General features: G+C 59.3%; 13 protein-coding genes. 3 read left to right on the top strand and 10 right to left on the bottom strand.

Translation table 11 applies throughout. The features are described from left to right. Positions 1-70: 70 nt before the first annotated feature. The 3 genes from flaF to VW35_RS05360 form a co-directional block, all read right to left on the bottom strand. Positions 71-418: a flagellar biosynthesis regulator FlaF gene (gene flaF, locus VW35_RS05370; protein ID WP_200896868.1), complete on the bottom strand. Its 348-nt coding sequence runs from the start codon at positions 416-418 to the stop codon at positions 71-73. Further along, complete coding sequence (gene flbT, locus VW35_RS05365) at positions 390-827, bottom strand: flagellar biosynthesis repressor FlbT (RefSeq protein ID WP_046141972.1); 438 nt, start codon at positions 825-827, stop codon at positions 390-392. The genes flaF and flbT overlap by 29 nt, the downstream gene beginning before the upstream one ends. A gap of 176 nt (positions 828-1,003) precedes the next feature. Further along, a complete protein-coding gene (locus VW35_RS05360) occupies positions 1,004-3,763 on the bottom strand; it encodes a flagellin N-terminal helical domain-containing protein (protein ID WP_046141971.1) in 2,760 nt (919 codons plus the stop codon). A gap of 716 nt (positions 3,764-4,479) precedes the next feature. Here VW35_RS05360 and VW35_RS05355 point away from each other — a divergent pair. Beyond that, a complete protein-coding gene (locus tag VW35_RS05355; RefSeq protein WP_046141970.1) occupies positions 4,480-5,583 on the top strand; it encodes a flagellin N-terminal helical domain-containing protein in 1,104 nt (367 codons plus the stop codon). Positions 5,584-5,700: 117 nt separating this feature from the next. Here the strand turns inward: VW35_RS05355 and VW35_RS05350 are convergent, their stop codons facing one another. The 4 genes from VW35_RS05350 to VW35_RS05335 form a co-directional block, all read right to left on the bottom strand. Continuing rightward, entirely contained in the window at positions 5,701-6,030 is a 330-nt protein-coding gene (locus VW35_RS05350; RefSeq protein ID WP_046141969.1) for a hypothetical protein, read from the bottom strand. Between the two features lie 246 nt (positions 6,031-6,276). Beyond that, the gene (locus VW35_RS05345) at positions 6,277-6,747 is read right to left on the bottom strand and encodes a flagellar protein FlgN (RefSeq protein ID WP_046141968.1); all 471 of its coding nucleotides are present in this window, start codon (positions 6,745-6,747) and stop codon (positions 6,277-6,279) included. Beyond that, positions 6,747-7,070: a rod-binding protein gene (locus tag VW35_RS05340; RefSeq protein WP_046141967.1), complete on the bottom strand. Its 324-nt coding sequence runs from the start codon at positions 7,068-7,070 to the stop codon at positions 6,747-6,749. The genes VW35_RS05345 and VW35_RS05340 overlap by 1 nt, the downstream gene beginning before the upstream one ends. Then, complete coding sequence (locus VW35_RS05335) at positions 7,070-8,194, bottom strand: flagellar basal body P-ring protein FlgI (RefSeq protein ID WP_083982452.1); 1,125 nt, start codon at positions 8,192-8,194, stop codon at positions 7,070-7,072. The genes VW35_RS05340 and VW35_RS05335 overlap by 1 nt, the downstream gene beginning before the upstream one ends. A gap of 246 nt (positions 8,195-8,440) precedes the next feature. Between VW35_RS05335 and VW35_RS05330 the strand changes: the two genes are divergently transcribed. Further along, positions 8,441-8,860: a flagellar assembly protein FliX gene (locus VW35_RS05330; protein WP_052951517.1), complete on the top strand. Its 420-nt coding sequence runs from the start codon at positions 8,441-8,443 to the stop codon at positions 8,858-8,860. Positions 8,861-9,034: 174 nt separating this feature from the next. Next, entirely contained in the window at positions 9,035-9,451 is a 417-nt protein-coding gene (dksA, locus tag VW35_RS05325; protein ID WP_046141966.1) for an RNA polymerase-binding protein DksA, read from the top strand. Between the two features lie 271 nt (positions 9,452-9,722). On the opposite strand, the gene VW35_RS05320 is transcribed toward dksA, so the two are convergent. The 3 genes from VW35_RS05320 to csgH form a co-directional block, all read right to left on the bottom strand. After that, entirely contained in the window at positions 9,723-10,142 is a 420-nt protein-coding gene (locus VW35_RS05320) for a YciI family protein (RefSeq protein ID WP_046141965.1), read from the bottom strand. Positions 10,143-10,287: 145 nt separating this feature from the next. Beyond that, complete coding sequence (locus VW35_RS05315; RefSeq protein WP_046142514.1) at positions 10,288-10,695, bottom strand: hypothetical protein; 408 nt, start codon at positions 10,693-10,695, stop codon at positions 10,288-10,290. A gap of 214 nt (positions 10,696-10,909) precedes the next feature. Continuing rightward, complete coding sequence (csgH, locus tag VW35_RS05310; RefSeq protein WP_152662491.1) at positions 10,910-11,287, bottom strand: curli-like amyloid fiber formation chaperone CsgH; 378 nt, start codon at positions 11,285-11,287, stop codon at positions 10,910-10,912. Positions 11,288-11,310 lie beyond the last annotated feature (23 nt).

The raw sequence follows: 11,310 nt of genomic DNA, 5'->3' as shown, positions 1-11,310 counted from the left end.
AACACGAAAGCCTCCGGTTTGGTCCGGAGGCTCGTTGTGTCGCGTCGAGGCGACGGTATTGAAGAGTTCTTCAGGCGGCGGCTTCTTCAGAACCGCGCAGACCGGCGGCAAGCTGCCGGTTGATGTTGATCAGCGGCAGCAGCTTGGCCTTGATCGGCTCCATGTGGAGCTCGCGGGTCTCGTTCATGACGAATAGGCCGAGATTGGCGATGTTCTGGCGGACCTGTGCGGGAAGAGGGTTATCCTCGCGGGTAACCGAGGTGAGGAAGATGTTCCAGATGCGACGGTTGAAGAGAAGTGCCTCGTTCAGGCTATCCTGCTTCAGCTCCCAGGCATCGTGGATAAGCTGGAGATTGGCAGCCGCCCGCGATAGCAGATTTGCTTCGCGATCACGCGGGGCTTCCGTTTTGCGGGCCACCTGCTGGTAGGCCTGCGCTCCCTGATGGTACATTTGCAAGAAGGTCCTGTTCGTACTGAATTAACTTGCGGGCTGCCTTGAGAGCTTTGTACAGGGCGCCGGTTAAAATCTCGTTGTTGATCGCGTTGATCAGCGTGATCATCGAGGGCGCCGCCTGGATTATCTCATTGACAAGCCTGAAATATTCTTCGGTCAGTCCGGTTGTGTCATCTGCCAGGTACATGAGCTGTACCGCCAGATAGATGCGCTTGGCCGGCGTATCGGCCGTCGCGATCGTCAGGATGTCCTTTTCGCGCAGAATCGGGGCCTTGCCATCGATGAAAAGCCGTGTCCGCTGGTCGGAATTGGTAATGATGCAGCCACCGATGATCAGGCGCTCGCCGGGCTTGAGTTCGACTTTGAGAGACATCGGTTGTGTTTCCTATTCTGGGAATGCCGCCGGTCTTTTGGCGGGCTTGGGTGGGAAGTTCGCATTGAGCATACACCCTGGCGATGCGAGCGGGGAACGAATCCTCGATGCAGCTCAGCCAAAACAAGAAGGCGGGCTTGTGGCCCGCCTTCCATTTTTCGTTATGACGCCAGCGATTAACGCAGGAGCTGCAGCACAGCCTGATCCTGCTGCGACGCCATCGACAGAGCCGACGAGGAGAGCTGCTGGCGGGTCTGGAGAGCCAGAAGGTTCGCAGCTTCTTCGTTGGTGTCCGCCAAGGTCAGGTTCGCCGCGCCGGTTTCGAGCGTGTTGATCATGTTCTTGGTGAACGACTGACGGTTTTCGACAGACGACAGGTTCGAACCGAAGGCCGAAGCCTGCGAGCGGAGTTCGGTCAGAGCCGAAGACAGCTTGCCGAGGAAGGCGTCGATCTTTTCGTCGGTGTCGAGATCTTCAGCGACAAGGCTTTCAACGCTGAGGTTCGAAGCGTTGATGCCGCGAACATTACCGTTGGCATCCTTGGCCTGGATGTCGATCGAGGACGTGCCCGACTCGTTGAAGGTGATCTTCAGCTTGTCGCCACGGAGCAGGTTGATGCCGTTGAAGGACGAGTCATCAGCCAGCTTGTCGAGCTGATCGCGCAGTTCGTTGAACTGCTTGGACAGGTTGGCACGGACAGTGTTGCCATCAATCTTGAGGGCGGTAACGGCGTCATTGCCATTCAGATCGACACCGATATCGAGTTCCTGGGTCGACAGGTTTTCGATACGCAGCTTGCCGTTGTCGTTCGAAGCACGAACCTTGCCGCCATGGTCGCGGTTGATCAGTTCGACGAACTTATCGACGGTCTTGGTCGCGTTGAGCTGGCTCTTCTCAGCCACACCGGTGTTCACACCGTTGGTGCCGAAGAGGGACACAGCATCATCGCCCGACACAGCCAGGGTCTTGGCTTCAGCGGTCTTTGCAACGAGCTGGAACTTACCGGCTGCATCGAACTTGGCTTCGACACCGTTGATGCCAGCAGCTTCAAGATCGGAGTTCACGGCCGCAATGGTCGAATCCTGCCAATTCTTGATATCGAGCGCATTTACCGCCGAACCCACACCACCCTTCACGCCACCGATCGAAATGTCGGCAGTCTTGCCGTCATAAGAGACGGTGAAGGTGTTTTCTGCTGCTGCAACGGTTTCAACCGATGCACCAGCAGCGGTTGCAGTCGTAGTCTGGAGGCCGTCAACTTCAGCAACAGCTGCGGTGCCGTTGGTGCCTGCAGCTGCAACGCTGAGACCCGAAGAAACCGGGGTACCATTGGTCACGGCGAGCGAACCGGCAGTAGCACCAATAGCGGTGCCAAGGGTGCCGCTCGTGTTGATGGTGAAGTCCGTGCCGTCTGCCTTCGTAATAGAGAAGCCAGCGTTCGTGAGGGTTACCGTCAGACCGCTACCACCGCCTTGCAGAGCAGTTTGCAGAGCTGCTGCCTGTGTGGCGTTGTCATCGGTGCCGTTGAACGTGAAGCTCTGTGCGCCGACGGAAATCGTCTGCCCAGCATAGGCCTGAAGGTCCGTACCGGCGGACGTGAAGTCTACACCCGCCATCAGCGGACCTGAGTCGGTCGCCGTTGCGGCTGCAACATAGGTCTTGTCGGAGGTAACCGTCGCAGCCGTGGCAGCACCGGCAGTCTTTGCCGTGAGGGTGAAACCGAACGAGCCGTCGCTGGTGATGTCGTAGGCAGCAGCGAGATTGGTGTCGGCCTGCAGAGCGGCAAGGACCGTTGCGTCAGTTGCGCCGCTGGCAACAGCGATCGGACCCGTGGCGCCAGCGATGGTCAAGTTCTGGGCGCCATTGGCCGTGTTCAGCGTGAAGGTGGTATTTGCCTTCGTCGCTGCAGTGCCGGCAGCGTAGGTCGGAACGCCCGAAACGGTCGGGACAGCGCCACCCCACTGCGTGCTCGTGAGCGTGATATCCTTGGTGCTGCTGTCGGAAACGACAGTGTAGCCACCGGCTTCAGCACCAGCCTGCAGGTTGGCAACGAAGTCGTCGAAGGACGCGCCGGTGGGAATCGTCTGTCCACCAGCGGTGATCGAAGTGCTCACCGAAGAATAGTTGAACGAAACAGCGCCCTTGGTGGCGTTGTTCACACCCGTTGCGGCGTTGTTATCGGGATCAAGGTTGATGGCTGCAGCTGCGCCGGCAGTATCGACTGTCTCGATGATAAGCTTGTTGGCATTGTCGCCGGTACCGACCGAAACCGTGTACTTGCCGGCGGTTGAGGTGCTGCCAGCCAGTGCGGTCTCGATAGTGGCCTTGAGGCCAGTAGCGGTGACGTCAGCGCCGGCAGTGACGTTTACGCCAGCAACCGTGAATTGGTCGCCGGTGGTGAAGCCAGTCAAACCGGAAATTACTGAACGGGCACCTGCGCCCTGAGCGGTGGCTGTGGAGGACTGCGGACCCAGGTACGCGGTTGCGTCGTCGGTCGTGATCTGGGCTTTCGTACCGGCAACAGTCGCTGCAGCAAGACTAATGTCGGCATCGAGATCGCCGAACTGACCGCCGCCAAGCTTGATCTTGGTGTTATCGTTGACTTCGAAAGACTTGGTCTGGAAGGACTTGTCCTGACGGGCCTGGCGCAGGGTCGACTGCATGGATTCCAGGTTCTTGGTCAGGGCGGTGATGCCGTTGTTGGCGGCTTCGATGACCTTGATACCCGAGGCCATCGAGTCGAGCAGATTGCTCATGTCGGCAGCACGGCTGTTGAGCGCCGATGCCGTGAAGAAGTTCGACGGATTGTCGAGGGCAGAATTCACCTTGTTACCGGTGGCAAGACGGTTCTGCGTCTTGTCCATCATCGAGGCGGTATTCTGGAGGCTCAAAAGGTTCGAGCGAACGGCCTTCGAGAGAGAAACATCGGAACCCATACTAGGTTTTCCTTCTGGACGTGTGGTGCATTGCCTCAATTCTTGAGACCCCTGCAGAATGCCCCGGACTTGCTAAAAACTTCTTAAATTGGCGACATCTTTACTTTGTCCGTAAGCCGTTCATTCACCACGGTTTTTCCTGGATTTGCTGGGGTTTTCCGGGTGGTTCCTGCGCTCTGACACCTAAATATTCGCACCTACGGGATTGGATTTGGGGCCCTTCGATATGCGCTGTGGGGTGCGCGCAGGGGAATCGGCTAAGCGCAGCAGAGTTCGCCGGACAGCGCGGGCCGCTTCCGGTTGGCGAGGAGTGGACGGACCCCGAGACGTCTTTCGCCTCGATGATTTTTGAAAGTGAGACGACAGACGTCCCGGGGCGCCAATTTTTCGGACGGGTCTCGCAGCGCCTTTTTGATCGCTTGTCGCAAGGCGGCCAGTCCCGAACGCGCGTGGGAGACGATTCCTCGCGGTTGGCCCTCCCGCTACTGTCGTCTGCAGACCGTCCGTGCGGGGTTGGATGAGTAAATTAGCGTGTGGGGAGGGGGCGTTGAGAAGATGGATAAGTCGACCAAATTTGCCTCCGCCGACATTCGATAAAATTTGAAATAAATTGCGCGCTTTCGTGGAAGGGGGGCGCAGGGTTTGGACCCTAAACCTGTTCTCGCCGGCAAGAAACGCCGGAAGAAAACAAATCTCTGGAACAGGAAGTCCAAACAATGAGCATCAATCTCTCCGCAAACGCCCGTACCGGTCTCACCGTTCTCCGTAACGTCGCAGATCAGATGGCCACCACCCAGAGCCGTCTTGTTACCGGCAAGGCCGTCAACAGCCCGCTGGACAATGTCTCGAAGTTTTTTACTGCTTCTTCGATGGATACCCGCGCTGCTTCGATTGATGCTCTGATGGACAACATCAATGCCGCCCAGTCGTCGATGAAGGCTGCTTCCGAAGGTATCAAGGGCATCCAGGGCCTGATCAAGGAAGCTCGCGGCCTGACCAGCCAGGCGCTGACCTCTTCGGCTACCAATGCCACCGTGACTGGCACTGCGACCACTGCCGCAACGGCCATCACAGCCGCCGACACTCTTACGATCACGACGGGCAGCGGTTCGTACAGCTTCACCGCCGCAGCCGGCAACACTGTTCAAACCGTCATCGACGGCATCAATGCCGACACCGACGTCGGTGTGAAGGCGGCCTTGGTCGACGGCAAGCTCACCCTGACTGGTTCCAATAACGACGACATCACGATTGCCGGTACCGGCACTGGCCTGACTGCGACCGGTTTGACCGCTGGGACCACCAATCCGCCGAAAAACGCAACTCGTGAGGCCCTGTCCAAGCAGTTCGAAGCCCTCCGCTCCGAAATCGACCGGATCGCGAAGGACGCTGGCATCAATGGCACCAACCTGCTTAATGGTGACAAAATCAAGCTGGCGCTTAATGAAGACGGTTCTTCGTCCACGACGATCGACGGCACCACAGTGAACGCGACGTCGCTCAACATTACCGCTGCATCCAATACATGGCAGTCGGACGATGACATCAACGACTCGCTGGATGCCCTGATCGGCGCTGCCGATACGCTGGAAGCCACAGCCGCCTCGTTCTCTTCGAACCAGTCGATCATCAATGCCCGCAAGGAATTCAACGCTTCGCTGTCGGACATTCTCAAGTCCAGCTCTTCGGCATTGACCGCCGCTGACATGGATCAGGAAGCTGCGAACCTCGTTGCTCTCCAGACCCGCCAGCAGATGGCGACGACCGCTCTGTCGATCATGCAGTCGTCGGAAACCACCGCTCTGCGCCTGATCTCGTAAGAGGTCTTACTGCATCACTGAACTTGGCCCGCCTTTCGAGGCGGGCCTTTTTGTTTGTCTTTGCAGATGTTTAGGCAAGAAAAAGCCCGGGCCGATGAGCGGTCCGGGCTTTGATTTTCAGATGGTCTTGTCGGTCAGCTGAAATCCCGAGGAGGGGGGTGACCATTCGTTGCGGAGGCGGCGGGCGACTTCCTGAGGGGTCAGCGGGTCGATCGACTGCTGAAGTCCGAGGAGGGCGGCTTCGAAGATGGTCTCGGGCGGTAGACTACCCTCGGTCTCCAGCGCGCCGAACTCTTTGGGCAAACCCAGGGAATCGGCTTCTCCGGCAATGTTATCCCCCTCCGGGGTTTTGGGTTCGCGTCGTCCGGGCGGACGATTGAACCTTGGAAGATGCGGCGAGAAAGCGATACCGATGGTATCGGTTCTCGGCGCTATTCTGGCGCTCATGATCCTGTCCTGGAGCCACAATTGGCCGAGGTCAGGCTACGGAAGGATTGCTTCCGCTCCATTGGATGAAACGGGCGTATTTGATGCGATAGACGGCCAGTCCGGTAGCATTCCGTTAACGTCGAGCAAATGAAAGGGCCCTCGCTCCTGCGAGGGCCCCAAAGCCGGTAGCGATGCTGGCGCTCCTTCTGGAGAGCCTACCCCTATTCCCATCGAGGTAGAGCGCCGCGGCGATTCGGTTGCGCGTCAGAGGGCGCGGTTGATGGCGATGCCGCGAGCCGAAACGGCGCGGGGCATCTTGACCTCGCCACTGCGATCATAGGTGCGGGTGCGATCCTTGGCGCCGACAGTGTCGGCCACGTCGACCAGGATGTCTTCGGCGAGCGTCTTGGCCGTGGCGATGACGCGAAGGTTCTCTGCCATCTGGGTTGCAAGGCTATCGTGATTGCGGTGCAGGCGGTCGAGCGAAGCCGGGGCTTCGGTCGAAAGGCGTTCGGTCTGGCGCTGCACGGAGCGAGCAAAGACCACGTAATCCTGAGCGAGCTGCGTCTTTTGGGCGGTGAGGCCACCGGCATCGCGGAAGCGGCCGGCGCGGAGGAGGGTGGTTTCCTCGTTCATGATGGTGACGAGTGCCTGCAGGGCAACTTCTGCCTGGGTGCAAAGCTCTTCGGCCGGCAGGCTGTCGAGGGACGCAATACGATCGGCTGCTGCGGACATTAACGGTACACTCCTGATGGACGCGAATTGTTGTTGTTCTGGTTGGCTTCTTGGAGGGCGATCATGTCGCCCAGGAGCTGGTCGGCGATGCCAAGTCCGCCATTCTGCGCCATGGTGTTGGCGAGCTGTTCGGACTGCATCGAGCGCCAGGTTTCCTCGCCAAAGCCGCCGCCAAAGCCGTTGTCGGACTTGGCCGTGGCGAACATTTCCTTGGTGAGGAGATTGAGGAACACGCCCTCGAAATCTTCGGCCTGCTTGCGCAGCTTGTCGATCTGATGGGTGGAAAGGGTGGTCTTGATGCCGTTGACGGTATTGGTTTCCATCACAGCACCTCGATCTCGGCCTGAAGGGCGCCGGTCGCCTTGATGGCCTGGAGGATGGCGATGAGATCGCGCGGCGAGATTCCGAGCGCGTTGAGGCCATCGACCAGTTCCTGCAGGGTTACGGATTCATTGATGACCTGCAGGGTGGTGTCGGTCTGATCGACGCTGAGATCGGTGCTGGGCTGGACGGCGGTCTGGCCCTGGCTGAAGGGCGCCGGCTGCACGACCGTCGGGTTTTCGGCGATCGAGACAGTGAGGTTGGATTGTGCGACTGCAACACTCGATACGCGCACATCCTTGCCCATGACGATGATGCCGCTGTTTTCGTCGATGACGATCTTGGCCGATTGGTCGGTCTGGATAATGAGCTGTTCGATGTCGGTCAGAAGATCGACGATATTGCCGTTGAAACCGGTTGGCAGCGTCAGGCGGACGGTGGAGGGATCTTCCGGCACCGCCGTCGGTGCGCCGATGAAATCGTTGACCGACATGGCGATGCGGCGAGCCGTGGTCAGGTCGGGGTTGCGAAGCGCGAGGCGCAGCGAGGTCTGGGTCCCGAGGGCGAACCCGATTTCGCGCTCGACCAGGGCGCCTGAAGAGATGCGGCCGGTGGTGGGGACGCCCGAAACGATGCTTGCCGCGTCCCCTTCGGCCTTGAAGCCATTGATGGTGACTGGACCCTGGGCGATGGCAAAGACTTCGCCATCGGCGCCGAGGAGGGGGGTGACGAGCAACGTGCCGCCCTGCAGGCTCTTGGCATTGCCGAGCGAAGCGACGGAGACGTCTATGCGCGAGCCCTGGGTGGCGAATGGCGGCAGGCTCGCCGTCACCATCACTGCCGCAATATTGGCGGTGCGGACGTTTTCGCCCTGGGTGTTGACGCCGAGGCGTTCGAGCATCGACTGCAGGGATTGGCGGGTGAACGGGGAATTGTTGAGGCTGTCGCCCGTGCCATCGAGGCCGACGACGAGACCATACCCGACGAGCTGATTCTCGCGGATGCCTTCGACGTCGACGATATCCTTGATGCGGGCGGGAGCCGCCACGGCCTGGGCGATCGGCGCGAGGACGAGCGCGGCGCTGAGCGCTGCTGCAAGCCCTATACGAAAGAGTGTGTTCGGCATCTTTATCCCCGGTACGAAGCTGCACCATCCCCATGGCGCCGCGATCGCCAAGAGCAATGCCAGAACCGTGCCAAACTGACTTTTGGTTTGTAAGTCCCTGAAGTTTATTGATTTTTAGAGACTGGTCATGGTGGGCGGTGCTTCTGGATAGCTCCGGTGTGCAATTCTTGCCGGGGCTATTAAGCCGCCATTAACCATGTCGGGCAGATTTTGCCTGTGACAGGAATTTGGGAGTGATTGAGTCCCGTGCGTATCGAATCCGCCAACCGCATGGCCAGTGTATCGTCTCGCGCCAGCGTCGGGAAATATGCGGCCGGCCAGACTTTCTCAATGTCAGACGTCGCCGGCCCGGCGCGCGTGGCGCGGGCTGCTCCCGTCGCGCAGGTTGCCGCGCTCGACGCCATCCTTGCCTTGCAGTCGGTCGGCGATGCAATGGGCGGCAAGCGCAAGGCGGTCAAGCGGGGAACGGCGCTGCTTGATCTGCTCGACGGCATCAAGGCCGATATCCTCGTTGGCGGCATTACTGCGGAACGGCTCGACGCTCTTGTAGAAGAGCTCAGCGTCTATCGCGATCGCACCGAGCCGGGCCTCGATTCTCTTCTCGACGATATCGAACTGCGCGTGCGGGTCGAGCTTGCCAAGCAGGGCCGTTTTCCCGAGTTTTGAAGAAAATCGCGCTCAAGCGACGCGCCAGGCTTCATCAAATTGTTGTCAGTCTTAGGTTATGCGCCTGATGCAATGGGGCTTTTCTCGATTAAGGGTCTCAAAGAAGTTCGCTTGCCCGGGTTTGACGAGGGGCCTATATAGGCCGCCGAGGGGCGCATTGGAGTCGAGTAGCTAATGTCTTCGGTTGAAGTGATTGAATACCGGCCGAGTGAAGACGAGCCGTTCATGAACCCGCGGCAGCGGGAATACTTCCGTAACAAGCTGCTGGCCTGGAAGGACGAAATCCTTCGCGAGAGCCGCGGCACCCTGGAAAACCTCCAGGAAGAAAGCCAGAATCATCCGGACATGGCAGATCGGGCAAGCTCGGAAAGCGACCGTGCCCTAGAGCTGCGAACTCGCGATCGCCAGCGCAAGCTGATCGGCAAGATCGATGCCGCCCTCAAGCGGATCGATGACGGCACCTATGGCTACTGCGAAGAAACCGGCGATCCAATCGGCGTCGCCCGGCTCGATGCCCGCCCCACCGCGACGCTGAGCCTCGAAGCTCAGGAACTGCACGAGCGCCGCGAAAAGGTCTACCGCGACGAATAACAAAAGCCCGCTGATCGGCGGGCTTTTTTTGTCTGATACGCGCGGGCTAATGACCGGTGTTCTCCTTGGGCTCGATCCGAGGTTCTGTGTGCGGGTCGCCATACTTTTGAATGCGGGGAGTTGCCCTCGGGTCAAGCCCGAGGGAAGCTTAGTGGCCGGGGAAGGCGCGGGCAGACTGATGCGGTTCAGCTGCCTGAAGGTTTGGAACAAATAGTCCCTAAGAGGTGGCTCCCGCCATATTCGGAATGACACCGAGGGGTGGCTGGGGACCTCAGCTTTCGAGACGAGCCCGATTGCGCTCCTGAATGGCGTCGATTTCTGGCGTCGAGATCTCGGCAAAATCCGACATTTCAAAAACCGGCCGGATGTCGATGTCGCTGTCGGTCAGCATGGGATTGGGGCACCGTTTAACCCAGGCGACCGCCTCGTCCATGTCGCGCACTTCCCAGATCCAGTATCCGGCAACGAGTTCCTTGGTTTCAGCGAAGGGACCATCGACAACAGTGCGCTCCGGGCCACTGAAACGGATGCGCTTGGCATATTTACTGGGTTTAAGACCATCGCCGCCGAGCATGATGCCAGCATCGACCAATTGCTCGTTGTAGCGCGTCATTGCGTCCAATAGGTCCGTTCCGGGCATGACTTCAGCTTCGCTATCTGCGGTAGCTTTCACAAAAACAACGACACGCATCGCTCTCTCCTTCTGCCAGGCACCATTTGCCTGCTGCCCATTCGACGAACCTCAGTCGGGCGCTTCGACATTTGGCGCAAACAAAAAGGCGAAAAAGAAACGGGGCCCTGCGGCCCCGCTGTTCTGCGGCTCATTTTGTGTCTGTTCAGAAGCCGAACACCGTAGTGATGCCGCTCTGACCATTGCCGTTCTGCATGCACTGCGCATTGGTGGCGTTGCCGAACTGGAAAAGGCCGCAGCTATTGTTGCTGCCGTTCTGGCTGATAGTGCCGTTGTGGCCATTGCCTTCCTGGAAGATGACGCCGTGATTGCCGGACCCGTTCTGGTTGAAGCCGGCCGAATTGCCATTGCCGTTCTGATAGGAATTGGCGCCGGTGGCGGACATGCCCTGAACCAGCGAGAACATTTGCAGGCCAAGACCGAGGGCCTGGGCCTGGTCGGAATCGGTTGGGGCAAAGCCGATCGAAATCTGGCCGCCGGCGAAAGCGGGCGAGGCGCCGACGGCGAGGGCGACGACAGCGGCGGCGATGGTCTTGGTGACGGTCTTGGTCATGATGTTCTCCTGATTGTTTGCGTTCACGGTGCTGGTGTTTCCAGCTCATGAAACAAGAGTAGGAGGGGGCGGCTGAACCCATGTGGAGCAGGGCGTTCAGAGAGCATTCACCAAATCGGGACGGGCACAAAAAAGCCCCGGCCGGAGCCGGGGCAGTCTTGAGCCAGGGGAAGGTCACGCCTGGCTCACCATCGCCAAAGTGGCGATGTAATGTTCAGGTTCGCGTCGCGATCTGCGAGCAATCAAAGGTCTTGCCATTGACCGTGACGGTGAAGTCGACGCTGATGCTGGAGCCAGCGTTGACCATCACCTGGCCCAGCGAGACTTCGGCATTGGGCGCGGCCGTGAATTGACCGCCCTGGCTGATATTGGTCGAGCCGCCATTGCCGGAGCTTTTGAAGGCGAAGCGATATTGGCCAATCAAAGCGGTGGGGCTGAGCAAGGTTCCCTCAACCGACATCATGCCGTTCTGGGTTTTAGTAACGACGCCACAGGCGAAATCGCCGCCCGATGCATTGGCATTGGCGGCAAAACCGACGGCAGAGACGGCGGCAGCCGCTGCGAAGATGGTCTGGATCATGGGGTGTAACATCTGGGCCTCCTGAAGAATGGAAG

It is taken from the genome of Devosia soli, from assembly GCF_000970455.1.
GTDB classification, from domain to species: Bacteria; Pseudomonadota; Alphaproteobacteria; order Rhizobiales; family Devosiaceae; genus Devosia; species Devosia soli.
The sequence above is the reverse complement of the archived record's forward strand: the minus strand, read 5'-3'. Positions and strand labels throughout refer to the sequence as shown.